General features: G+C 56.4%; 24 protein-coding genes and 1 pseudogene. 11 read left to right on the forward strand and 14 right to left on the reverse strand.

Annotation, left to right across the window (positions count from 1 at the left end; all coding sequences use genetic code 11):
- Positions 1–66: 66 nt before the first annotated feature.
- Positions 67–909, reverse strand: a complete 843-nt coding sequence (locus BM395_RS15495; RefSeq protein ID WP_090513595.1) for a CvfB family protein — start codon at positions 907–909, stop codon at positions 67–69.
- Between the two features lie 321 nt (positions 910–1,230).
- Between BM395_RS15495 and BM395_RS15500 the strand changes: the two genes are divergently transcribed.
- Complete coding sequence (locus BM395_RS15500; RefSeq protein ID WP_170827792.1) at positions 1,231–1,419, forward strand: hypothetical protein; 189 nt, start codon at positions 1,231–1,233, stop codon at positions 1,417–1,419.
- Between the two features lie 325 nt (positions 1,420–1,744).
- The gene (locus BM395_RS15505) at positions 1,745–3,997 is read left to right on the forward strand and encodes an LTA synthase family protein (RefSeq protein ID WP_090513408.1); all 2,253 of its coding nucleotides are present in this window, start codon (positions 1,745–1,747) and stop codon (positions 3,995–3,997) included.
- A gap of 70 nt (positions 3,998–4,067) precedes the next feature.
- Here the strand turns inward: BM395_RS15505 and BM395_RS15510 are convergent, their stop codons facing one another.
- On the reverse strand, positions 4,068–5,429 hold the full coding sequence (locus tag BM395_RS15510) for a DEAD/DEAH box helicase (protein ID WP_090513410.1): 1,362 nt from the start codon (positions 5,427–5,429) through the stop codon (positions 4,068–4,070).
- A 154-nt stretch (positions 5,430–5,583) separates the two neighbouring features.
- Here BM395_RS15510 and BM395_RS15515 point away from each other — a divergent pair, with 154 nt between their 5' ends.
- On the forward strand, positions 5,584–5,988 hold the full coding sequence (locus BM395_RS15515; protein WP_090513412.1) for an anti-virulence regulator CigR family protein: 405 nt from the start codon (positions 5,584–5,586) through the stop codon (positions 5,986–5,988).
- Here the strand turns inward: BM395_RS15515 and BM395_RS15520 are convergent.
- The 5 genes from BM395_RS15520 to BM395_RS15540 form a co-directional block, all read right to left on the reverse strand.
- A complete protein-coding gene (locus BM395_RS15520) occupies positions 5,958–6,656 on the reverse strand; it encodes a cupin domain-containing protein (RefSeq protein ID WP_090513415.1) in 699 nt (232 codons plus the stop codon). The genes BM395_RS15515 and BM395_RS15520 overlap by 31 nt on opposite strands.
- A gap of 25 nt (positions 6,657–6,681) precedes the next feature.
- On the reverse strand, positions 6,682–7,581 hold the full coding sequence (gene rarD / locus BM395_RS15525) for an EamA family transporter RarD (RefSeq protein WP_069901521.1): 900 nt from the start codon (positions 7,579–7,581) through the stop codon (positions 6,682–6,684).
- Positions 7,578–8,447, reverse strand: coding sequence for a carboxylate/amino acid/amine transporter (locus tag BM395_RS15530; protein WP_090513417.1), 870 nt, complete (start codon positions 8,445–8,447; stop codon positions 7,578–7,580). Before BM395_RS15530 ends, rarD begins: the two co-directional genes overlap by 4 nt.
- 203 nt (positions 8,448–8,650) lie before the next feature.
- Entirely contained in the window at positions 8,651–9,250 is a 600-nt protein-coding gene (locus BM395_RS15535) for an FMN-dependent NADH-azoreductase (protein WP_090513420.1), read from the reverse strand.
- Positions 9,251–9,409: 159 nt separating this feature from the next.
- A complete protein-coding gene (locus tag BM395_RS15540; protein ID WP_069901518.1) occupies positions 9,410–9,733 on the reverse strand; it encodes a 3-phosphoglycerate kinase in 324 nt (107 codons plus the stop codon).
- A 108-nt stretch (positions 9,734–9,841) separates the two neighbouring features.
- Between BM395_RS15540 and BM395_RS15545 the strand changes: the two genes are divergently transcribed.
- From BM395_RS15545 to BM395_RS15565, 5 genes are all read left to right on the forward strand, one after another.
- Complete coding sequence (locus BM395_RS15545; protein ID WP_090513423.1) at positions 9,842–10,768, forward strand: LysR family transcriptional regulator; 927 nt, start codon at positions 9,842–9,844, stop codon at positions 10,766–10,768.
- A gap of 13 nt (positions 10,769–10,781) precedes the next feature.
- A complete protein-coding gene (locus tag BM395_RS15550) occupies positions 10,782–11,588 on the forward strand; it encodes an alpha/beta fold hydrolase (protein ID WP_090513425.1) in 807 nt (268 codons plus the stop codon).
- Positions 11,589–11,600: 12 nt separating this feature from the next.
- Positions 11,601–12,155 carry a peptidylprolyl isomerase gene (locus BM395_RS15555; RefSeq protein WP_069901515.1) on the forward strand — a complete coding sequence of 185 codons (555 nt, stop codon included), beginning with the start codon at positions 11,601–11,603 and terminating at the stop codon, positions 12,153–12,155.
- Between the two features lie 113 nt (positions 12,156–12,268).
- Complete coding sequence (locus tag BM395_RS15560; protein ID WP_090513428.1) at positions 12,269–14,101, forward strand: ABC transporter ATP-binding protein; 1,833 nt, start codon at positions 12,269–12,271, stop codon at positions 14,099–14,101.
- A 242-nt stretch (positions 14,102–14,343) separates the two neighbouring features.
- Positions 14,344–14,610 (forward strand): DUF2790 domain-containing protein, encoded by a 267-nt coding sequence (locus tag BM395_RS15565; RefSeq protein ID WP_090513430.1) that lies wholly within the window; start codon positions 14,344–14,346, stop codon positions 14,608–14,610.
- Positions 14,611–14,657: 47 nt separating this feature from the next.
- Here BM395_RS15565 and BM395_RS15570 read toward each other — a convergent pair whose 3' ends face one another.
- The 5 genes and pseudogenes from BM395_RS15570 to BM395_RS15590 form a co-directional block, all read right to left on the reverse strand.
- Positions 14,658–15,791: a GNAT family N-acetyltransferase gene (locus BM395_RS15570; protein WP_090513433.1), complete on the reverse strand. Its 1,134-nt coding sequence runs from the start codon at positions 15,789–15,791 to the stop codon at positions 14,658–14,660.
- A gap of 165 nt (positions 15,792–15,956) precedes the next feature.
- Positions 15,957–17,270 (reverse strand): annotated as a pseudogene (locus BM395_RS15575) (OprO/OprP family phosphate-selective porin).
- Positions 17,271–17,485: 215 nt separating this feature from the next.
- Positions 17,486–17,737 carry a zf-HC2 domain-containing protein gene (locus BM395_RS15580; RefSeq protein WP_069901510.1) on the reverse strand — a complete coding sequence of 84 codons (252 nt, stop codon included), beginning with the start codon at positions 17,735–17,737 and terminating at the stop codon, positions 17,486–17,488.
- On the reverse strand, positions 17,731–18,342 hold the full coding sequence (locus tag BM395_RS15585; protein ID WP_069901509.1) for an RNA polymerase sigma factor: 612 nt from the start codon (positions 18,340–18,342) through the stop codon (positions 17,731–17,733). The genes BM395_RS15580 and BM395_RS15585 overlap by 7 nt, the downstream gene beginning before the upstream one ends.
- A complete protein-coding gene (locus BM395_RS15590; protein ID WP_090513599.1) occupies positions 18,342–19,463 on the reverse strand; it encodes a beta-ketoacyl-ACP synthase III in 1,122 nt (373 codons plus the stop codon). The genes BM395_RS15585 and BM395_RS15590 overlap by 1 nt, the downstream gene beginning before the upstream one ends.
- A 609-nt stretch (positions 19,464–20,072) precedes the next feature.
- On the opposite strand from BM395_RS15590, the gene BM395_RS15595 reads away from it, so the two are divergent.
- The 3 genes from BM395_RS15595 (at position 20,073) to BM395_RS15605 (ending at position 23,681) form a co-directional block, all read left to right on the forward strand.
- Complete coding sequence (locus tag BM395_RS15595; RefSeq protein WP_069901894.1) at positions 20,073–21,683, forward strand: FMN-binding glutamate synthase family protein; 1,611 nt, start codon at positions 20,073–20,075, stop codon at positions 21,681–21,683.
- 15 nt (positions 21,684–21,698) lie between these two features.
- Complete coding sequence (locus tag BM395_RS15600) at positions 21,699–22,310, forward strand: LysE family translocator (protein ID WP_069901508.1); 612 nt, start codon at positions 21,699–21,701, stop codon at positions 22,308–22,310.
- A gap of 165 nt (positions 22,311–22,475) precedes the next feature.
- On the forward strand, positions 22,476–23,681 hold the full coding sequence (locus BM395_RS15605) for an MFS transporter (RefSeq protein WP_090513436.1): 1,206 nt from the start codon (positions 22,476–22,478) through the stop codon (positions 23,679–23,681).
- A gap of 155 nt (positions 23,682–23,836) precedes the next feature.
- Here BM395_RS15605 and zapA read toward each other — a convergent pair whose 3' ends face one another.
- Together zapA and BM395_RS15615 are read right to left on the reverse strand one after the other, a co-directional pair.
- Positions 23,837–24,142, reverse strand: a complete 306-nt coding sequence (gene zapA, locus BM395_RS15610; protein ID WP_090513439.1) for a cell division protein ZapA — start codon at positions 24,140–24,142, stop codon at positions 23,837–23,839.
- The gene (locus BM395_RS15615; RefSeq protein ID WP_069901505.1) at positions 24,139–24,384 is read right to left on the reverse strand and encodes a hypothetical protein; all 246 of its coding nucleotides are present in this window, start codon (positions 24,382–24,384) and stop codon (positions 24,139–24,141) included. Before BM395_RS15615 ends, zapA begins: the two co-directional genes overlap by 4 nt.
- Positions 24,385–24,525 lie beyond the last annotated feature (141 nt).

Consider the following 24,525-nt stretch of genomic DNA (forward strand, 5'->3'; position numbering starts at 1 on the left):
GGCGCTCCCCTGCCTTTGCCAATGCAAGGGAAATTCTAGCAGCGCCCGGGCCAACGGCCAGAGGGATTACTTGCGCAGCAATTCCAGATAGTCGGCATGGATGGCGATATGGCCGTCTTTATACAGACCCCCAATGGCCTTCTTGAAGTTGCCCTTGCTCACGCGGAACATGGCGCTGATGGCCTCGGGGGAGCTTTTGTCGCTGAGGTCCAGACGGCCATCGTTTTCGCGCAATTTGCTAAGAATCTGCTGGGCCAGGCTGCCGGCGGCTTCTTCACCGATGGGCTGCAGGCTCAGGCTGATCTTGCCGTCGCCGCGCATCTCCTTGATGAAGCCCTTTTCCTGCATGCCACTGCGCACAAACTTGAACAGTTCGTTCTTGTGGATCAGGCCCCAGTGCTTGCCGTTGATAATGGCCTTGAAGCCCATGTCGGTCTGGTCGGCCACCAGCAAATCGACTTCCTGGCCCGGCTTGTAATTGGCCGGTTCTTTATCCAGATAGCGATCAAGACGCGCAGTCGCGGTGATGCGTTTGCTGCGTTTATCGAGAAATACATGCACAACGCAGTAATCGCCCACTTGCAGCGGGCGCTTTTCTTCGGAATGCGGTAGTAGGAGATCTTTCGGCAAACCCCAGTCAAGAAAAAGCCCGACGCGGTTGATATCGACAACCTTGAGGCTGGCAAAACCGCCCACCTGCACTTTCGGCTTCTCGGTGGTGGCGATGTATTTATCTTCACTGTCGAGGTAGACGAATACATTCAGCCAGTCTTCCACCTCGCTCGGTGTGTCGCTGGGGATGTAGCGTTTCGGCAGAAGGATTTCACCTTCCGCGCCACCATCCAGATACAAGCCAAAGTCAGTGTGTTTTACCACCTGCAAGCTATTCATTCGTCCAATCAGGGCCATGCTCATCTACCTCGTTGCAAGGGCGTCATTCTAGCTGATATGGCGTTTATTTTGTTATTTCAAATCAGCGCAAGCCACCAGCCAGCCCAGGTTTAAACGCGACCAGACCGGCGGTTTAAAATAAACCCAGGGTCAAACCGCAGCTCATCTACAATAACAAATAACCATAAATAACAATGACTTATATAAATAAAATGATTTTATAAATGCAATATAAACTGAATTTAAAAAAGCCTGTATTTAATTTCGGAGTGTATTTATAAAGATATTGTCAAGTATTTAGTGTACAATCTTCGGCCAAATTAATTTTTAAACAGGTTAATGGCCGTCATGCGCGTAAAAGCATCCAACAGCAAGCCCAAGCCCGCCCCAGCAGTAGAAACCAGCGCTTCGATCGACGCGCAGATTGCTAACTTCCTCAAGGCCGGCGGTGAAATCCAGCAGATCGCCAAAGGCGTCAGCGGCCAGGTCTACGGCGCTAGCAAGCAAATCACCATCGGCAAGAAATAAGCCCGCTCACGCCGACTTATTTACAGCTGATTATTAGGGAGCCTCTGAAAAAGCTAGCGAGCGACGGGAACGCACCGCATGAAAGCTGCACATAGCTGCACTTTCAATCGCCAACCCGAGCGCAGTACTTTTCCAGAGGTTCCTTAGCGTTTTGCTCGCAACGACAAAGCGCTGACTACCGCTCCAGCCCACGACCCCACCGCCCCACATATATTTGCAACGGCTACTGGCAGTTGGCTCGCGCATGTTTCAAAATTATGGCAACCCACCTTCGTGGTAAATCTGGCATTGCCGACAATCTGCAGGCCATGTCATTGGAGTTTCCGTGCGTTTTCTCAGCCGCTGGCTGCAACAGCCTATCAGTGCATCGCTGGCCTTAGCCTCCCTGCTCCTGCTAATCCCTATGCTCAGCCGTTATTTCTTCGGCTGGACGCAACCCTTCGGCTATCTGTCGGACCTTACAATCGGCAGCGCACTGCTGATTCTGCTGGCGCGGCGCAGCCTTTGGCTGAGTGTGCCGATAGCGCTGTTCTGGAGTGTGCTGACCTTAAGCAGTGCTGAGCTGATCAGCGCCGTTGGCCGCATGCCCGAAGTCGGTGATCTGCATTATTTAACAGATGCCCAGTTTGTCAGCCGCTCGACTGAAGGCAACGGGCTCAATCACCCTGTGCTGGCGGGCGTCTTGCTGCTCAATCTACTGGTTTTTGCGCTGCTGCAATTTCGCCAACGCGAAGCAGGCGCTCAACCGGTGCGCCTGCGCTGGTTACTGCTGCCGCTAACGCTGTTTGTCAGCCATAACCTGTTGCAGGCGCGAATCCCCAGCGACGCTGCGCAGTGGGCTCAATTCAACTTGCCGCACAAGCTGCTGGTCGCCGGTATCAACAGCACGAGCGCGCAGCTCGACTCGCTGGTGAATGGCGATCAACCACCCGTTGCGGTGGATATCAGCGCCCTGTCGCGCCTTGACCTCAATGGCACGCCGTTGCTCAGCGGGCCGGGCAAAGCGCGCAATGTATTGATTGTCACGCTGGAGGGCATACCCGGCGCGTATATCGAACCGAGCCGCCATGCATTGCGCAGCCGTTATCACGAAGACCTGATGCCGCGCCTCAGCGCTTGGGCGCATCGCGGCATGCTCACCAGCGATTATGTACTGCACAGTCATCAGACCATTCGCGGTCTCTACGCGATGCTCTGCGGTGATTACGCCAAGCTCGACTCGGGCACCCCCAAAGGCGTCGAGTTACTGGGCCAGGCCCAACGCAGTGAACACTGCCTGCCCGCCCAGTTGCGCGCGAACGGTTTCAGCACGCACTACTTGCAGGGCGCAGGTCTGCGCTTCATGGCCAAAGATCAGATCATGCCGCGCATGGGCTTTGAGAAGACGCTGGGCCGCGACTGGTTCAAGAATGATGCGTACCTGGAATTTCCCTGGGGCATGGATGATAAGGCCTACTTCGAAGGCGCCCTGAGCTACATCGAGCAACTGCGCCAAGCGCCGGATAAACCCTGGATGCTGACACTGCTGACGGTGGGCACGCATCAGCCCTACTCGGCGCCAGCAGACTACCTGCAACGCTACAGCACGCCCAAACAAGCGGCGGTGGCCTACCTCGATGACGCCATTAGCGACTTCCTCGACGGTCTCAAAGCCCGTGGCGTACTCAAGGACACGCTGGTTATCGTCACCTCGGATGAATCGCACGGCATCGAAAATGTCCGTCTCGCCTCAGCCTGGGGTTTCAACCTGATTCTGGCGCCCGAGCAAGAACAATTACCCGCGCTTAAAACCGGAACCTATGGCCACGTCGACCTGACTGTCTCGGTACTCGATTATCTGGGCCTGACGCCGCCTCAAGACTTGATCGGTCGCTCCATGTTGCGCGACTACAACACGGGCCGCTCGATCATTTCCTACACCAATGGACTGCTGCGCGAACATGACGGCACCGTCTTGACCGAATGCGACTTTCAGAATGTCTGCCGGCGCTACGCCAGCACGCGGTTCATCAGCGACCGCGCCGAGTATCTGGGCCGCTTTACCGGTGTACAAGCGCAGGCATTGAGCCAACGGGCAGCCTTGCTGGATCAATCGCTGCAGCACAATCAAAGCAGCCTGAGCTACCAGTTCGCCAACAACCGGCCAATCAAACTAAGCGTTGAGCCCGGCAATGACTGGGCCGACAATCTGGTTGGCGCACAATATCTGCTACTCCCCAAAGGCAGCCACACTCAGGTTACCTTGCGCATTCGTGCGGTGGGGCTCGACGCCGCAGGCGCTCACCTGCAACTCAAGGCCAAGGAATACGAACGCGATGTAAGCCTGCCGATTCCCGAATTGCCAATTCTCACCGCCGACCAGCCACTGGAAGTCGAGTTTGCGTTCGACAATCTGGATGCTCGCAAGGCATTCTCGTTTCACCTGCTCGGCCAGGGCAACGGCGCCATCGAGATCACAGATTTCAGCGTCGATACGGTGCCGCTCAACGCCAAGCTGCTGGCGGCGCAGCAAGAAGATGGCGCACCCGAAATCGAACCCGAAGCATTGCTCGACGATCCAAAGCCGGGCAACCCCTAAGCCGCTAGCGGTTTGTGCAGGCAATAAAAAACCCGCTGCGATGCGGGTTTCCTATTGCCTGTGCGGGTGATTACTCGGCGCCAGGCTCGGCCGGCTTGCGGCGCTTGAGCGGGGCCAAACCGTCTTTACTCACCAATACTGGCGCGTCGGTTTTTGGCTTGTTGATCGTGTTGCGCTTGCTTGGCGACTTGGCTGCCGGTTTTTTCGCAGCGGCCTTCTTGCCGGTTTTAGCGTCGGTCTTTTTCTTCTTGGTGCCGGCCGCTTTGCCAGACGCCTTAAGGTTCTTCGGCCCTTGATACAGGCCTTTGTGCTCCTTGATGTTACGACGCTCGAAACGCTGCTTGAGGTAGCGCTCGATGCTCGACATCAGGTTCCAGTCGTTGTGGCAGATCAACGAGATCGCCAGACCTTCGCCACCGGCACGGCCGGTACGACCGATTCGATGCACGTATTCATCGCCCGAGCGCGGCATATCAAAGTTGATCACCAGATCGAGGCCGTCAACGTCCAGACCACGGGCGGCGACGTCGGTTGCAACCAGAATCTTCACCGCGCCCTGACGCAAGCGATCAATCGCCAGCTTGCGGTCTTTCTGATCCTTTTCACCATGCAAGACGAACGCTTTGTAATCACGCGCAACCAGTTTGCCGTACAGACGATCAGCCTGAACGCGGGTATTGGTGAAGATAATCGCCTTGTCGTAAGTCTCGTTGGCCAGCAACCAGTCGACCAGCAATTCCTTGTGGTAGTTATGGTCGGCGGTGATGATTTGCTGGCGCGTGCCTTCATTGAGCTGGCTGACGCTGTTGAGCTGCAAATGGGTTGGATCTTTCAGCACCTTGCTGACCATCTCACGCAGCCCTGCACCGCCACTGGTGGCAGAGAACAACAGCGTCTGGTGCTCACCGTTGCACAGACCGGCCAGACGTTCGACATCTTCGGCAAAACCCATGTCGAGCATGCGGTCGGCTTCGTCCAGCACCAGCACTTCAACTTCATCGAGCAACAGGTTGCCGGCGTTGGCATGTTCGATCAGGCGACCAGGGGTGCCGATCAGAATATCCACACGGCGCAACATCGCAGCCTGCTGTTTGAAGTCTTCACCGCCGGTGATCAGGCCCGCCTTGAGGAAGGTAAACTGAGCAAAACGCTCAACTTCCTTGAGGGTTTGTTGTGCCAGCTCGCGGGTTGGCAGCAGGATCATCGCGCGCAGGCACACACGCGGCTGCGAGCCACCGTCGCCGAGCAGGCGGCTGAGCATCGGCAATACAAAGGCGGCGGTCTTACCGCTGCCAGTCTGTGCAATTACCCGCAGGTCATTGCCTTGCAGGGCAGCCGGAATAGCCGCCACCTGCACCGGAGTAGGCTCGACAAATTTAAGCTCGGCCACGGCTTTAAGCAGGCGTTCATGCAGGGCGAATTGGGAAAACACGGGGTAACCTCGACAAAAAACTGGACTCAGCCGTATAGCGTAACGCTTTCCGGAGCGTTGGCCGAGTTTCTTTACAGATTTGCTGTAATTATTCATGGATATACACTGATATTTGCTTGTCGAAGATCGTACAAGACAATTTCCGGAGATATTTATGCTCAGGTCATCAAGCCTGTTCGTTACTGTCAGCCTCGCAATCGCACTGGGCGCTCAGCCAGTATTGGCCGCCCCCAAGCACGACAAGCATGGCGGCAACCATAACAGCGACATCAGCATCAACCTTAATGGGCCGTCCGTCGATATTGGCCGAGTGCGCGTCATTCTGGGTGATAACCGCGACTTGATCGGCCCGGCCAGTTCGCTGCCGCCCGGCATTGCCAAGAACCTTGCGCGTGGTAAACCGCTGCCGCCGGGCATCGCCAAGAAGTTTGATAATCGCCTGATCGGCAAGCTGCCGCGCTATGACGGCTACGAATGGCGCCAGGCCGGCACCGATGTGGTGCTGGTCACGCTGGCGACCGGGGTGATTTACGAAGTACTGAGAAACGTACTCGACTGATCCGCAGCGGGCGTCTCAATGAGATGCCCGACCTTCACGTAAATCAGGCAGCCTTCAGTTGAATACGGCGTGTGCACAGAACCATGCGGATTACGCAGCCAGGTGCCCGCCGGATAATCACCGAACTCGTCCTGAAATACCCCTTCGAGCACCAGAATTTCCTCGCCGCCCATGTGCCGGTGCGCCTTGAATTGAGTGCCTGGCGCCCAGCGCACCAAGGCCGTGTGCACGGTGGCGAAGCTGTCGAGCGGCAACACGCTCAAACCCGGCACCAGCCCCGGTTGAAACTCGGCGCTGCGGGTATCAATGCGCTTTACCGTTTGATCATCGGGTTGCTGGTAGCAGAGTTTGACCAACAGCAAACAGCCGTCTGGGCTCGCCGGTGCATGCTGGCTGCCCGGTGGATTCTTGATCCAGTAACCGCGCGGATACTCGCCAAACTCATCGGTAAACGTGCCGTCGAGCACCAGAATCTCCTCGCCCGCAGGATGACTGTGGCTGCGAAAGCTTGAGCCGGGCGCGTACCGCACAATTGAGGTGGCCTTACCGCTCTCGGCAGCAAAGCGCTCCAGCGGGCGCCGCTCCACACCGGCAAGGGGTGAAGGCAGCCACTCCAGCGTGTTGCTGTCGACGACCACACGCTGATTGATATCGGCATTTACCTGCACCGTATTGCTCCTTGAGAATCAGTCTTCAGATCAGTTTCTTGCGCTGCTGTTTAATCAGCAGCCGCGTACTATCAAGTGCAACCAGAATCACCGCAATCCAGATCGGCACATAGGTGATGAGTTGCTGGCTATCAATACTTTCGCCCAGAAACAACAACGACACAGCGAATAACAGCACCGGCTCGACGTAACCGAGAATCCCGAACAGCCCCATCGGCAGCAGTCGGCTGGCAACCAACATGGCCGCGAAGGCCAACGTCCCGAGTAACCCCAGCCCCGGCAGTAACAGCCACAATTGCGGCGCTTCGGTGAAAGCCGCCTCAGGCCCAAAAGCGACAATGATCCAGATGGCCAACGGCGCCAGCACCAGCATTTCAAGGATAAAGCCGGACAAAGAATCCAGCGCCATCCAGCGACGCAGCATGAAGTAAGGCGGATAACCCAAAGCAGTCACCAGCGTGACCCAAGAAAACGCCTGCGTTCGCCACAGCTCATGCGCCACGCCGCAGGCGGCAAAGAACACGGCAATCTTGATCAGCGGCCGCAAGCGCTCACCGTAGAAAACCCGCCCGGACAACACCATGGCCAGTGGCAGAAGAAAATAGCCCATCGACACATCGAGCATTTTGCCGGACAGCGGCGCCCAGACAAACAAGCCCCACTGAATACCAATAAGAATGGCGGCAACCGGCAACGCCAGCATCAGCTTGGGCTCACGCCGCAGTCGCGTGAAAGCGCCGCGCAACAGCGGCCACTGGCGGGTCAACAGCACCAGCAACAGAATCGCCGGTATTGACCACAACACCCGCTGCGCAAAAACCTGCACACCGTCCAGCGGTGCCAGCCATTGCACATAGCCAGGAATAAGCGCAAATAAAATGGAGGCGCCGACCGAAAACGTCACCCCACGACCCGAAAGATTCATCCGCTAACCTTGGCGCCAGGCATCATGCCTTGGCGGGTTATGAACAGGGAAAGTGCAATCACCGCGCCGCCGATGCTCAACCGCAGTAAATCGGCATCGCGGTTCCACAGCAACAGGTTGACCAGCAATCCAGCCGGCACCAGCGCATTATTCATCACAGCCAACGTGCCACCGTCGACCAGACTCGCACCTTTATTCCACCAGTAAAGACCAAGACCCGACGCCACGAGGCCAAGCCACGACAAAACCGTCCATTGCGTGAACGTGTGCGGCAGCTTTTCGCTGTTGCCGAACAGCAGGAATGCCGGCAACGCGACGGCCAGCGCACCGAGGTAGAAATAACCGAAACGCCGATGCTGAGGAATCGGCGACGGGAAGCGCTGCAGCAGGTGCTTGTAGAAAACCTGCCCGGCAGCAAAGGTGGCATTGGCGATTTGCAGCAAGAAGAAGCCGTAATAGAAATCCGCACTGATGTGGTCGAAGCGAATAATCGCCGCCCCGAACACTGCAACCACAGCAGCCAGCAGCGCCCACGGATTGAAACGCCGATTAATCGCATCCTCAATCAGGGTCACATGCAGTGGCGTAAGAATGGTGAACAGCAAGACTTCGGGCACGCTGAGCACACTGAAACTCAGGTACAGGCACACGTAGGTGATACCGAACTGCAGGGCGCCAATCACCAGCATGCCCTGAATAAAACGCGGCTCGACGCCACGCCAGCACGTCATCGGCAGAAAAACCAACCCGGCAATGACGATGCGGGTCAGCACGGCAAAATAACTGTCGACCTGACCGGCCAGGTATTCGCCGATCAGACTGAATGAAAACGCCCACAGCACGGTTACAAAAACTAGATATCGCATGGCCACCCCTTTTGCAGGCGGCGACCTTAGCGTGTCCGTGGCAATTGAACAATCGTGAGGCGCTGCGAACAAAAAATAGCCGATAAAAAACCGGGCAAGCCGACTCAATCTCCCTGCAGGAGTTGAAGCGCCTTGCCCGGTTTGCCCATCAGCTTGCGACGAAAGCTAGCTGATGTGTGCAGCTGTCAGCGTGAAGGCTTGGCTCAAGCCACTTCAGCCATTTTCGCCTTGGCCGCAGCGATACCTTTTTGCTGATGCTCTTCACCCAGATTCAAGCCTTCGGCGTGAATGAAGCTGACATCGTGGATGCCGATAAAGCCCAGCGCCTGACGCAGATAGGGTTCCTGATGATCCAGCGCGCTACCAGCGTAAACGCCACCGCGTGCGGTCAGCACAAAGGCGCGCTTGCCAGTCAACAGACCTTGCGGGCCGGTCTCGGTGTACTTGAAGGTCACACCGGCGCGCAACACGTGGTCGAGCCAGGACTTGAGGGTGCTCGGAATGGCGAAGTTGTACATCGGCGCAGCCAGCACCAGCACATCGGCGGCCAATACTTCATCAGTCAGGGTATTGGAAAGCTCCAGCGCGGCCTGTTCGGCAGCGCTTTGCTGATCCGCCGGAGTCATCCAGCCGCCCAGCAGGTTGCTGTCCAGATGCGGAACCTGATCAACCGCCAGATCACGAACGGTGATCTGATCCGCCGGATTAGCGGCTTGCCACTGCGCAACGAAGTCTGCTGTCAGTTGACGAGAGATAGAACCTTGCTTGCGCGCACTGCTTTCGATTACCAGAACATTAGCCATACTGTTTGACTCCATCGAGGGATGTTTGTTGTCGATGGAGCCAAGACTAATCAGGTTAAAATCGATTAAAAAGCGCAATATATTGCTTTAACCAATCGACAATATTGATTTATAAGCGAGCGAGCTCTAGTCTGGCTTGAGCCAGTTCACTGGCACATTTCAGCCGTTTCTCTCAACTTCACAGACGACGCTTACGCGCAGCTTGATAATTTTACGAGAGAATTTGATCGATAAATTGGTGTCTTCGCCAGCAGACAGCGCAGCGCTGCGAGTACGCGGGGCTTCTGGTCCGTTGCGGAAGGTGGCTTTGCACTTGGCGTCGGCCTGGCCGTAGTTGTAAAGAACAACTGCGCCCATGCTGTCGTCGATTTCAAGGCCGGTCACTGAAACCTCGGCACCGTTGAGTTTTTTGTCAATTTCGATCGGGTAGGCGAAGGCCGTTAGCGGTAAAAGTGCAATCAGTGCGCAACAAATTTTTTTCATGTTTTGGCTCCTGTAATTAACCGCCAGTGTAGAGCGAGATGCTCCCGGTGTGCACCCGAGCTGATCTATTAACCCGAATTAGCCTGCTGAATAAGGACCACACGACCCATGAAAGCGCCGCGCGTAACCCTCGATCAATGGCGAACATTACAAGCGGTAGTCGATCAGGGTGGATTTGCCCAGGCGGCGGAAATCCTCCATCGTTCGCAATCATCTGTCAGCTACACCGTCGCGCGAATGCAGGACCAGCTCGGCGTACCGTTGCTGCGTATCGATGGCCGTAAAGCGGTGCTGACCGAGGCCGGCGATGTCTTGCTGCGCCGCTCGCGGCAACTGGTCAAACAAGCCAGCCAGTTGGAAGACCTGGCCCATCATATGGAGCAAGGCTGGGAAGCCGAAGTCCGCCTGGTTGTGGATGCGGCCTACCCTAACGCCAAACTGGTTCGCGCCCTCACCGCCTTCATGCCGCAAAGCCGTGGCTGCCGGGTTCGTCTGCGCGAGGAAGTGCTCTCGGGAGTCGAGGAAATTCTCAAGGAAGGCACTGCCGATCTGGCCATTTGCGGCTTTAACATTCAAGGTTATCTGGGTGCTGAACTGGGCTCAGTCGAATTCATCGCCGTCGCTCACCCGGATCACTCACTGCACCGCCTCGGCCGGCAACTGACCTTTCAGGACCTCGAATCGCAAATGCAGGTGGTCATTCGTGACTCGGGCCGCTTGCAGCCACGCGACGTTGGCTGGCTGGGCGCCGAACAACGCTGGACGGTCGGCAGCCTGGCCACCGCCGCCGCCTTCGTTAGCAGCGGGCTGGGGTTTGCCTGGCTGCCGCGCCACGTCATTGCACGTGAACTCAACGACGGTCAGCTGAAACCGTTACCGCTGGATCAGGGCGGCAACCGCAACCCGACATTCTTTCTCTATTCGGACAAGGAGAAGCCGCTGGGTCCGGCAACGCAGATTCTTGTCGAGCTGATTCAAAAATTCGACGCGGCCCCGCTCAACGCAGAATTTGCATCCCCACCCTCCCCAGTCTGAAGGAACAGACCCCATGTCCTATTTCGATAATGATGGTTGCCAGCTGCACTACGAAGAATACGGTGAAGGCAAACCCCTGCTGCTGGTGCACGGGCTGGGCTCTAGCACACTGGACTGGGAATACCAGATAGGCGAGTTGGCCCGTCACTATCATGTTTTCGCTATCGATCTGCGCGGCCATGGCCGCTCAGACAAACCCCGCGAAGCCTATAGCATGGAAATTTTCGCGGCTGATGTGGTGGCGTTGATCGAACACCTGAACTTGCCGCCCGTGCATCTGGTTGGGATTTCCATGGGCGGCATGATCGGCTTTCAAATCGCCAGCCAGAACGTCGACCTGCTCAGCAGCCTGACCATTATCAACAGCAGCCCCGAGGTCAAAGCCAAGAAGCCGGCGGATTACATTCAGATCGCCAAGCGCTGGACGCTGGCTCGGGTCATGAGCCTGGAAACCCTGGGCAAGGCACTGGGCAAGCTGCTGTTTCCCAAGGCGGAACAAGCCGACCTGCGCAGAAAGGTCGAGGAACGCTGGCCGCGCAACGACAAGCGCGCTTATCTGGCCAGTCTCAACGCCATTATTGGCTGGGGCGTCAGGGAACACCTTGCACGAATCACCTGTCCTACGCTGGTGATCAGCGCTGACAAAGACTACACGCCAGTCGCACTGAAACAGGCCTACGTCAGCGAGATGCCTAATGCACGCCTCGAAGTCATCAGCGACTCGCGCCACGCAACGCCGATGGATCAGCCACTGGAATTCAATAAACGCTTGCTTGCCTTTCTTTCGGAAGTCGACACAATCAACAAAAACCCCGCATAAGGATCTACCCGAATGTTGAAAAGACTCGTCCTTGCTGCCTGCTCCATGCTCCTGGCGACTAGCCTGCTGGCCGCTGAAAATCCCAAGGTGCTGATGACCACCAGCCTGGGTGAAATCGAGATTGAACTGAATCAGGAAAAAGCGCCGTTGAGCGTGAAGAACTTCCTCAACTACGTGGATACCGGGTACTACCGTAACACCCAATTTCACCGGGTCATCCCCGGTTTCATGATTCAGGGCGGCGGTTTCGATGCCAACATGAAGCAAAAGCAAACCCAGCCATCGATCAAGAACGAGGCCAATAACGGTCTGCACAACGTGCGCGGCACCATCTCCATGGCCCGCACTCAGGTTGTCGACTCGGCCACCAGCCAGTTCTTCATCAACCACAAGGACAACGCCTTCCTCGACAACGGCTCGCGTGACTTTGGCTACGCTGTTTTCGGCAAGGTGACCAAAGGCATGGAAGTGGTCGACAAGATCGCCCAAGTCCCGACTGGCACCCGTGCCGGCATGCCCAACGTGCCGCAAACGCCAGTGATGATCGTCGACATCAAGCGCCTGTAAATCTTCGTTGCACCCTTCTGGCCGGGCACATTCAATTGCCCGGCCAGATTCCCGCCACAACCGACTACTCCCTGATAGGCTAAAGCCCATTCCCTTCGGCCAGGACGGCGCTGATGCTATTTCGTTTTTTCGAGTCGCGGGTCGATGTCTTCAAGAACACGGCAGATGAAGCGCCGCCGCGCAGCATTGCGGGTTTCTACTGGCACTATCTGAAGCAGGTCTGGCCACTCTTCCTCGCCTTGCTCATCGTCGGTATCTTCGGTGCGCTTATCGAAGTTTCGCTGCTTAACTTTGTAGCGCAACTGATCGACATGGCCCAGGCCACGCCAAGCAGCGAATTTTTCAGCCGCTATCGCAACGAATTGCTGTGGATGCTCTGCGTGGTGATGATCATCCGCCCCGTGGTATTTGGCCTGCACGATCTTCTCGGCAATCAGGCGATTACGCCCAACCTGACCAACCTGGTTCGCTGGCAAAGCCATCGCTACGTACTCAAGCAAAGCCTGCGTTTCTTTCAGAACGACTTTGCCGGGCGTATCGCTCAACGCATCATGCAGACAGGGCCGTCGTTGCGCGACTCGGCAATGCAGGTGATCGAGGCGCTGTGGCATGTGGTGATCTATGCCGCCGGCGCGCTTTATCTGTTTGCCGAAGCGGACTGGCGGCTGATGGTGCCGTTGCTTGTGTGGATTTTGGCCTACTGCTTATTGCTGACCTATTTCGTCCCGCGTATCAAGCAGCGCTCAGCCACCGCCTCGGCCGCGCGCTCCAAACTGATGGGCCGTGTGGTCGACGGCTACAGCAATATCAGCACCCTCAAGCTGTTTGCCCACACCCGTGAAGAGCAAAACTATGCGCGCTCAGCGATGCAAGAGTTGCTCGACAAGGTGCGCATTCAAACCCGCACGGTGACCGCCTTGGATGTCAGCGTCACGGCCATCAATGGGCTGCTGATCGGTGCGACCGGCGCCCTCGCCTTGTGGCTGTGGAGCAATCAGTTAATCAGCACAGGCGCAATCGCCCTGGCGCTGGGACTGGTGATCCGCATCAACAGCATGGCGGAGTGGATCATGTGGGTGGTCAATGGCATTTTCGAGAACGTCGGCACCGTGCAAGACGGCATGAAAGCGATTGTGCAGCCCCGCGAGGTACAGGATCGCGAAGACGCTCAACCACTCAACGTGCGCCACGGCAGTGTGCAGTTCGACAGCATCGGCTTTCACTACGGCAAAACCGCAGGGGTCATCAGCGACCTGAGTTTGCACATTGAGGCCGGTGAAAAGATCGGCCTTATCGGCCCCTCTGGGGCAGGCAAGTCAACCTTGGTCAGCTTGCTGTTGCGCCTCTACGACCTGCAAACCGGACGCATTCTGATCGACGGCCAGGACATCGCCAATGTGACCCAGGAAAGTCTGCGCGCACAGATTGGCGTAGTCACCCAGGACACCGCCCTGCTGCATCGTTCTATTCGCGACAACCTGAGCTACGGCCGTCCTGCGGCCAGCGACAGCGAGCTGGACGCAGCAATGCGACAGGCCCACGCCGAAGACTTCATCAAGGCACTTGATGACAATCAGGGCGGCAAAGGCCTCGATGCTCAGGTTGGCGAGCGTGGAGTAAAGCTTTCAGGCGGCCAGCGTCAGCGCATTGCGATCGCCCGGGTGCTGCTCAAGGACGCGCCGATTCTGGTGCTGGATGAAGCCACTTCGGCGCTGGACTCAGAAATTGAAGTGGCCATTCAGGAAAGCCTCGACACGTTAATGCAGGGAAAAACGGTAATCGCCATTGCCCACAGGCTGTCGACTATCGCCCGCATGGATCGCCTTGTGGTGATTGATCAGGGCAGCATTGTCGAAACCGGCACTCATGCCGAGTTGATCGCCAAAGGTGGGCTGTATGCCCGACTCTGGCAGCATCAAACCGGCGGATTTGTCGGCGTTGAATAAGCCGCTGGGCATGCCAGTCGACGATTAGACAAATAGCTAGCTTGCTTTGTAACCAAACATTGCATAATCTCGGCCTCAGGGTGTGACAAATGGTCGCGACCAACTCAACCCCTCTTGCTTGAGCCTCCGGGCTTTGCTCGTGCTTTTGAATCTGAGGCTTCTGAATCAACCCTTCAGACCCACTCGATGACAATTGCGAGTTTCAGTTGATGTGTTACTTCCAGAATTAAGGAAAGGCCATTATGAAAATTGCGTCAGTCGTAACAGCGTTCATCACCAGCCTTGCACCTGCTGCATTTGCGGCAGAAGTAGACCGCGAGCCCGGCTCAGGGATTCCGGCAGTTAAGTATCAATACGGCATGGATGTAGACATCAGCAAAGTCCTCTACCGCACGGACAACTCCAAGAAAGTAGGCGTTGTACCGGTCAATGTTGTGTATGAGGACAGCAAAGGCGAAATCCACAAAATTCAATTCCTGGAGTGGGGCAACGGCCCGCACAACGTATAACGCCTTGCCCTGACCTGCCGCCGGTACAGGTCAGGGCTAACGCGACCTCAGTCGCTGGTTTGCTGGCGATAAGGCAGCAGGCTACACGCCTCCTTCGCATACTGGCTCACTCCCTCCCGCTCTTCCTGCAAGAAATCCGCAACCGCATTGCGCAGTCCCGGATGGCACAGGTAATGCCAGGAACGGGTGATCACCGGTTCAAACCCGCGAATCAATTTATGCTCACCTTGCGCACCGGCATCGAAGCGCTTGATACCGTGGGCGATGGCGTAATCCATGCCCTGGTAGAAGCACGTCTCGAAGTGCAGCCGGTCAAACTCGCCAAGGCATCCCCAGTAACGGCCATACAGGCTATCGCCATCGATCAGGCTGAATGCCATCGCAATCGGCTGGCTGTTCTGAACAGCCATGACCACGCGAATACTCTCTGGCATGTTTTGCGCCAGCAGGCTGAAAAATGACCGCGTCAGATACGGCAACTGGCCGCGCACCCGATAGGTGTTGGCGTAGCAGGTATAAACGAAATCCCATTCCAACTCAGACAACTGACTGCCGATACGCCAGTCAAACTCGACGTTCTGTGCGGCCACCTGCTCACGCTCCTTACGCATTTGTTTGCGCTTGCGTGAACTGAGGGTGTCGAGGAAATCCTGAAAGTCGCGATAACCGCGATTGTGCCAATGGAACTGACAACCGTGGCGCTCCAGCCAACCTTCGCGCCCTTGCAGCAGCGCATCAGCCTTGGGATCGGTGAAGTTGATATGCGCGCTGGATAAACCACGCTCAGCCAAGGTTTCTGGCAGCGCATCAAGCATGTTGCTCAATGCTTCGGGCGTGCCGAGCAAACGTGCCCCGGAGACGGGCGAAAACGGAATCGCGCAGAGCAGTTTGGGGTAGTACTGAATACCGGCCCGGGCGCAGGCATCGGCCCAGCCGTGATCAAACACATACTCGCCATAGGAATGGCTTTTCAGGTAGCCGGGAATGGCCGCGCAGAGCGTGTCCTGAGCATCAAACCACGGCTGATGCGCGGGGCTCCAGCCCGAGCGCCCTCCCACACTGCCGCTGAGTTCCAGCGCCTGCAAAAAGGCATGGCGCAGAAATGGCTGACCGGCTGGCACCAGTGCGTCCCACTGGCCCGGATCTAGATCGTCGATGGAACAAGGCTGTGATGTTTTCATGGCCGCAGTCTGGCCTTTTGCGCAGATGAAAAAAAGCCCCGCTTGAGAGCGAGGCTTAAAAAGAGCACCAATTGTTGCTCTGCGTCGAGACCTGCGCAGGCAGTCGTTACGCAGGTCAACATGAGCCGCAGGGGCTCATGCGTCGATCACTCGTACTAACGTGTCTTAGAACACGTATTGCATGCGCATTACGAACGCATCGCCATCATCGTCGCCAGCGGCGTTTTCGATGTTGTCGGTGTTGAGCATTACGTAGTTAGCAGCAACTTTGACCGCTTCAGTGGCGTACCAGTTAAGGCCCACAGTGTGGATGCTGGCTTCGGTATCGCCGACCTGGCGGGTAGCAGTCGAGGTTACTACGTTGCCATCATCGACATTGATGTGGTCATAGCGGTAGAACACTTCCCAGGCGCCGAGTTGCTTGTCTTCAGGCTTGACGATGTCGAACTTGGCGCCATCAAGCTTGTAGCCGCGAGACTCGCCTGTAAGGGTGTATGCCACCTGACCATAGTAGCCGTCGGTGTCGATGTCTTTGATCGCCGCGCTATCGGCTTTCAGAGTGCGGGTCAGGTATTCACCCTGAGCCGAGAAAGGACCCATTGCCCAGGCCAGTTCAGCGCCCCAGACCGAATCACTTTCAAAGTCACCGGCAACGCCCTGGAAGCCGCCGAATACAGCGCGGTTGCCATTGGTACCGGCATCGTTACCGCCGTTGGTGGAAACACCGCGCACGGTCAGACGTGGACGAATACGGCCATCGACAGCTGTGTCTTCGAGGTCACGGCTGGCGTAGTTGACACCCACATGCAGGACATTACCTGCCTCTGCCATCGGCGCGAATACACCGCGCAAGTTAAACTGCTTGACGCTGTCGCCATCGGTATCGTTTGCGTCTTTGGCGCTGATACCGCCCGACAACCAGAACATGTCACCGGCAACGCCACTGGCTTGAGCGCCAAGGCCGTTTTCGTGGCCGTTTACCCAGTCAGCCACTTCATAGGCTGCGTTACGCTCGATGGCGGTGATCGACTTGGAGCTGGTGGCTTTTTCCAGACCAAAGTCCGGATCGAAACGGCCAAACTTCAAGTTAAATGGTTTGAAACCGGTGTAGGCAATCGACGCCTCGTCGAAGTAACCGTCATCCGAGTTGCCGGCGTTGTGCGCGAAGTCGTAGCTGATTGCGTACTTCCAGTCGGTGTAAGCAACACCGCTGATTTCCAGGAATGCGCGACGGAAGTAGGCTGCGTCTGCGGTTTCACCATTTTTGGTGTAGAAACCATCGAAGCGGCTGTAGTCGGCTTGCAAACGGCCGCCCAGCTTGAAGCTGAATTCTTTGTCGGTAGTGGCTACTTCAAGACCGCCTTAGGTTTTGACAACAATGTCAGCCCCATCAGAAGTCACAGTGCCGGCGAATACTTGCGTGGAAACAGCCATTGCCAGAGCGGTGGCAGCGACACCGGCGAAGTGCTTACAGATCATCGAAAAATTCCCCTATGGACTTTTAGTCGTAAAACACACGAGTGTTTGAGCTCGTTTGTGTGGGGGAATCTTGGCGGTGGGATATGTCAGCTCGGTTGCTGATATATAAAGATTTTGTGACAACGGAACTTTTTTACTTCGAATACTTATAAGCAGCTATAAGCACCCGCGACTGCAACCCGCGAGCAGTCGGGACTATCGAGGAGTGGCACAGATTAACTCTGATGATTACCGCGCTGCTTTCCTTGTCGGATTTCAGACAAGCGAGCAGCCAGCGAATCAAGTGCGGCAGACTCCTCAACAGGGAGCCTGCGCACAACAGCCTGAGAAAGGCGCATGTGTTTGATGAAGCGGCGACAGTTGATGCACATGAGCAAATGCGTGCGCATGGAAATCCGCGTTCGCAGACTCATTCTGTTGTCGAGCAAGTCGCCCGAACGCTCAACCAGTTGCTTGCAAGTCAGCATTTACCTGTTTCCTCAAAATGCTCCAGGGTCGCGAACACTTTAAGGCGCGCCCGGTGTAGTAGTACCCGAACATTTGAGAGCGATATATCAAGAAGATTACAAATTTCTTCCAACTCCAAGCCCTGCCGTTCACGCAGCAACAACACACTGCCCTGAGAGGCCGACAGACTTACCAATGTTTTTTCCAGGCACTCGCGGAGTTCGACCTCCATGAGCAGCTTCTCGGGAGTATCCTGATGCCACGCATGCGGGGCCAGTAACCAGTGGCCATCATCCGCGAAATGTTCATCGCCGATGGTGCCATGCGGGCCGGGCAGGTCGTCAATCAGAACCTCCCGGCGATTATGCTTCAACCGAGTTTTAGCTGTATTGGCGGTGATGGTCAGCAACCAGGTTTTGAGGCTCGAACGCCCCTGAAAACCCTCGAGATTATTGACCACAGCCAGCCATGCATCCTGGACGACTTCATCCGCATTACGGCTGCCCACAATAGCAAACGCAACCGCACGCATTGCCCCCTGATAGGTGGCAACCAACTCCCTGTATGCTTTTTGCTCGCCCGACAGCAGCCGTGCGAGTAAAGCGCTATCGTCCGGATAATTCATCAAATTTTGCGCAAAATCACACTGCCAATCGAGTAGCCTGCGCCAAACGAGCTCAGCACACCCAGCGACCCGACCGGCAGATCATCCTGATATTTATGCAGAGCAATCACTGAGCCTGCAGAGCTGGTGTTGGCATAGGTGTCGAGAATAACCGGCGCCTCACCTGGCTCGGCGTCACGGCCCAGCAACTTGCGCGCAATCAGCAGGTTCATGTTGAGGTTGGCCTGGTGCAGCCAGAAGCGCTTAACGTCATTGACGCTCAACTCGTTCTCTTCAAGGTGGGCAGCAATCAATTCAGCCACCATCGGGCAGACATCTTTGAATACCTTGCGGCCTTCCTGCACGAACAGTTTGTCGCGGGCGCCCTGGCCCTCTTCTGCTGCGCGGTTGAGGAAGCCAAAGTTGTTGCGGATGTTGTTGGAGAACTGAGTCAGCAATTTGGTGCCGACAATATCGAACTGGTAGGCGGAGGTCGCCTGATCCTTGCGCTCGATAATCACGGCAGTCGCCGCGTCACCAAAAATGAAGTGGCTGTCGCGGTCGCGGAAGTTCAGGTGTCCGGTGCAGATCTCCGGGTTAACCATCAGGATCGCGCGAGCCTGCCCCAACTGAACACTGTTGGTCGCAGCCTGAATGCCGAACGTTGCCGACGAGCAGGCCACGTTCATGTCATAACCGAAGCCCTGAATGCCCAGCGCCGCCTGAACTTCGATGGCAACAGCCGGATAAGCACGCTGCAGGTTCGAGCAGGCGACAATCACGCCGTCGATGTCGGCAGCGGTTTTACCCGCACGCGCCATAGCTTCCTGAGCGGCGCCAATGGCCATCTCGCAAAGAACGCCCCACTCATCATTTGTGCGCTCGGCAATCCGCGGCACCATGCGCTGCGGATCAAGGATGCCGTCTTTGTCCATGACGAAGCGGCTCTTGATGCCCGATGCTTTCTCGATGAATGCACTGCTGGATTCAGTGAGTGGCTGCAATTCACCGCGGGCAATGGCATCGCTATTGTCCGCGTTGTATTGGCTTACATACGTATTGAATGATTCAACCAGCTCGTCGTTGGAGATGCTATTAGCCGGGGTGTAAAGGCCGGTACCGCTAATGACGACGTTATGCACGGTCATTCCTCTAGTTCACTGCCGCTCAGGCGGCCAATTATGCATACACCCGCAGTTGGCAGACTGCAGGTACTGTATTTTTCATGCTGGCCAAATTGTTGGTTCCAGCGCTATACAACAGAGTGTGCCACAGCCAGAGCCTTGAAGCCTCGTAGCCTGTAAAGCAAATATGACAATTACGCGCATTTCAGGCCCCGTCCCCGCTCAACCTGAGCAGGACCAAGCCGTGTCAACTTCTCAGCAACTCGGCGGCAAAGAGCTAAAACGGTGTGTTCAGGGCACGCTTACGCCTGAAGCAAGGTACTTATATGATCACTTTAGCCAACAACTATCAGCGCCGAGCCCTGAGATTTATCAGGCCCATAAATTGCGGGCATAACGCCAGCACTTAAAAGCTGTCTAGTTTTATCCATACAGGGTGCAAGGTCAAATTAACCCGACGGGCCATCGAACAGGCCAATGCGGACTTATACCGAACTATCAGTTGGTCATCTGCTGCAACAAGCCCTGAATGCTGGCACTCCAAAAGGCCTGATTTTGCCCACGGGATAACCTGAGCGCTTATTTCGGGTTACATTCAGGGCCATGAGCCGCTATCAGGAAACCAGCATGAATTTTTCACTACTCAGCCGTTACTCATTCTTTGCATCCTGCGTTTTATTCACCCTTATCAGCCTGGCATTTTTGGATCACCATTGGATGTGGCCACTGACGCTGATAGGCGCTGCATTGAGTGCGGTGGGCATCGTAGATTTGCTGCAAACGCGTCAGGCGGTTCGCCGCAACTATCCCATTCTGGGCAATATTCGTTATCTGGTCGAAACCATTCGCCCCGAGATTCGCCAATACCTGCTGGAAGCGGACAACGACCAATTACCCTTCTCGCGCTCGCAGCGCTCGCTGGTCTATGCACGCGCCAAGAATCAGGGGGCCGATAAGCCTTTTGGTACGCTGTTGGATGTATATGAGCCCGGCTTTGAATTTATCAGCCACTCGATGCGCCCTGCTCCGCTCGTGGACCCGAACAATTTTCGCATCGACATTGGCGGCCCGCAGTGCACTCAGCCCTACTCGGCCTCGCTGCTGAATATCTCTGCCATGAGTTTCGGCTCGCTCAGCGCCAACGCCATTCGCGCACTGAACAAGGGTGCAAAGCTCGGTAATTTCGCCCACGACACCGGTGAAGGCAGTATCAGTGCCTATCACCGTGCCCACGACGGCGACCTGATCTGGGAGCTCGGCAGTGGCTACTTCGGTTGCCGCAGCAGCGATGGTCAATTCGACCCGGAGCGGTTTGCCGCTCAAGCCACCTCGCCACAGGTTCGGATGATCGAGATCAAGCTCAGCCAAGGTGCTAAACCGGGCCATGGCGGTATTCTGCCGAAGCACAAGATCACTGTTGAGATATCCGAAACCAGGGGTATTCCAATGGATGAGGACTGCATTTCCCCTTCTCGTCACAGCGCGTTTTCGACGCCTATCGAGTTGCTGGAGTTCATCGCCAAACTGCGCGATCTTTCAGGTGGCAAACCGGTCGGCTTCAAGCTTTGTCTGGGGCATGCATGGGAATTCATGGGCATCGCCAAAGCCATGCTCGAAACCGGAATCCTGCCTGACTTCATTGTGGTCGATGGCAAGGAAGGCGGCACCGGCGCGGCGCCTGTGGAGTTCACTAACCATATTGGCTTGCCGCTGCGTGAAGGCCTGCTGTTCGTGCACAACACACTGGTCGGCATCGGCCTGCGCGACAAGATCAAGATAGGCGCCAGCGGTAAAATCATCAGCGCCTTCGACATCGCCCGCGTACTGGCGTACGGCGCCGACTGGGCCAACTCGGCGCGCGGTTTCATGTTCGCCATCGGCTGTATCCAGAGCCAGTCGTGCCACACCAACAAATGCCCGACAGGTGTCGCTACGCAGGATCCACTGCGCCAGCGCGCTCTGGTTGTCGAAGACAAAGCCGAACGCGTGCACAGTTTCCATCGCAATACCCTGCACGCCTTTGCCGAGATGCTGGCGGCGGCAGGCCTTGATCATCCGGCGCAACTCGAAGCACGCCACTTGGTGCAACGTATGTCGGCGAACGAAATCAAGCTACTATCGCAACAGCACCTGTTCCTCAAGCCAAACGAACTGCTCGGCGAGCAAAATTGCGGCGAGTTCTACCAGCGCATGTGGCAACTGGCCCGCGCCGACAGCTTTGAGGCAGCAAACGTTTAAGACGGAGTCACGACGATGGCATTGCATGTTTGGCTGATTTATCTGGCGGCCGTTACCGGATTATCACTCACTCCCGGCCCGAACGGCCTGTTGGCGCTGACTCATGGCGCACTCTATGGCCATCGTCGAACCCTGTGGACCATCAGCGGCGGCGTGATCGGTTTTGTCGCGCTGATGGCCCTCTCGATGTTTGGCATCGGCGCCCTGCTGAACGCGTCGGCCAATGCGCTGATCATTCTTAAATGGATTGGCGGCGCTTACCTGATCTGGCTCGGTATCGGACTGTGGCGGGCGCCGGCAATCAATCTGCAGGCTCCTCAGGGCCAGGCGTTGAAAAGCTCGAATGCGCTTTTTCGTCAGGGTCTGTTCTCGGCGGTATCCAACCCGAAAGTGATTCTGTTTTTCGGCGCGTTCCTGCCGCAATTCATTCAACCCAACGAAGACCTGCTGCTGCAATTCGCCGTTATGGCGCTGACGTTCGCAGTGGTAGAAGGCTGCATCGAGTATGTGCTGGCACATGCCGCTCACCGCATCCGCCCCTGGTTGCAGCGCCGTGGCAAAGCCTTCAATCGTTGCTGTGGCGGCCTGTTTGCGGCAATGGGTGCGGCACTGCCGCTAACTCGTTAATGGCAAAGAGCGGCCACTTCGGTTGCTCCAACCGTTAGTCAAGTCAAGATCACTAATAACGCATAACAACGTAAAGCATGGTCGTAGAGCGGTTCTGCACTTACTTTCAGGGATAAAGCGGCCGATAATGCCGCGCCCGAAAAAGCCGTCTGCGGAAACCTGTTTATGTCCCAAGTCCCACCCGAATCCCCGTCGCGCCTCAGCACACGCGCCATCATATTAATTGAGTTAGCGCTCGCGCTCGGTGGCTTCGCGATCGGCACCGGTGAGTTTTCGATCATGGGCTTAATGCCCAATGTCGCGCAGGACTTATCGATCACCGAACCGCAGGTCGGTAACGTCATCAGCGCCTATGCGCTGGGTGTTGTGGTTGGCGCGCCGATTCTGGCAATTGTCGGCTCGCGCTTGTTGCGCAAACATCTGTTACTGCTGTTGATGGGCATCTTTGCGGTTGGCAACTTTGCCAGCGCCTTCGCGCCCGACTATCACTCGCTGATGATTGTGCGCTTCTTTGCCGGCCTGCCGCACGGCGCCTACTTTGGCGTTGCCATGCTGGTCGCGGCCTCAATGGCGCCACCGCATAAGCGCGCCAAGGCCGTCAGCCGCGTTCTCATGGGTTTGACCATTGCCATATTGGTTGGCAACCCCATCGCGACCTGGTTGGGCCAAGTGCTCAGCTGGCGGTATGCGTTTGCGCTGGTCGGCTTGATCGCCCTTATGACCGTCATCATGGTCGCGATCTTCATGCCGCTGGACAAACAACAAGCGCGCAGCAATCCGCTGTCGGAAATGCGCGCGTTTAACCGCCCGCAAGTCTGGCTCGCGTTGGCCATCGGCTCTGTCGGATTTGCCGGCATGTTCTGCGTGTTCAGCTACATGGCGCCAACGCTGCTCGAAGTGACCCATCTCAGCGCCAACTGGATTCCCTTCGCGCTAGCCGCGTTTGGCTTGGGCGGGATTGTGGGCAACATTGCCGGCGGCTGGCTGTTCGATAAGCTGCAATTCAAAGCCGTGGCCTGGCTGTTGCTGTGGAGTGCATTGGTGCTGATGCTGTTCCCGTTTGCCGCGCACTCGGTGTGGACTGTATTCCCGGCTGTGTTTGCTGTCGGCACCATGGTGTCGCTGTCTCCAGCGCTGCAAACTCACCTGATGGACGTCGCGCATGGCGCACAAACGCTGGCAGCCGCCTCCAACCATGCGGCATTCAATATCGCCAATGCCCTTGGCCCATGGCTCGGCGGCCTGGCGATCAGCGCCGGTTACGGTTGGACCTCAACCGGTTACATAGGCGCCGCCACGGCACTGGCCGGTTTGCTGATATTTTTCTGGGCATGGAAAGTTGAAAAGGATGTCGCTCAGGCCAAGGCCTGAGCGCTCCAGACCGCGACTTAGCCGCTGGTGTAAGCAGTGGCTAAGCAGCGCGGTTTTACCATTTGAGTCACAACCGTTGCGGTTCGCTCTGGCTGGCAGGCCAATAATCATCGGCAATTAACCGCTATTGGCAAACTGCTAACGCGGCAAATAGATCAGGCTTCGCGAATCAGGCTGTTCAGCCCGGCCACGCGCTCGTTGATCTGCGCTTCCAACGCCTCGATCTGCGCCTGATGTTGCACTTGCAGTTCGATTTGCTGGGCACACAGTTTCAGCGCGGCGAGCACCAACAGTTTCTCGCCCACCAGAGTGGGTGACGCCTGCTTGGTTTCGGCCAATAGCTTTTTCAGCATCAGTGCCGATTCGCTAAGCGCCTCAGCTTTACCTTCTGCTGTTTTGATGCTGTATTCACGCCCCAGAATATTGATTACCGAGACGTTCTCTTCGCGCATGCGATTCATTGATTAGGCGCAGCCTCTGCTGATTGACCGGCGCGGGCCAACTCGACCAGCGCCTGAATCCGCGCGGCTGTGGCTCCGTGTAATTCTTCTTGCTCAAGGGCGGCTAGCTGCAACGTCTCGTTTTCTTCCTTGAGGGTCTGCAACTCTTTGGTCAGCGTCGCATTGCTGCCCTGAAGCGTTTTATTCTCTTGCAAAAGAGCACCGACAAGCTGTTCCAACTGACTTAAATTGTTTTCTAACATAATGATTACTCAGGTCTTTTGCACGGGCCGCGACAATAAAGAAAACTCGCCGAAGAAGCCATACACCTGCGGCCCTTTGACCCTATAAAAACAGATGAATGCCCTCGTGTTGCTCAGCGCTTGCTGAAATCATCGCCGGTG

The sequence above is a fragment of the Pseudomonas marincola genome, assembly GCF_900116605.1.
Classification (GTDB): Bacteria; Pseudomonadota; Gammaproteobacteria; order Pseudomonadales; family Pseudomonadaceae; genus Aquipseudomonas; species Aquipseudomonas marincola.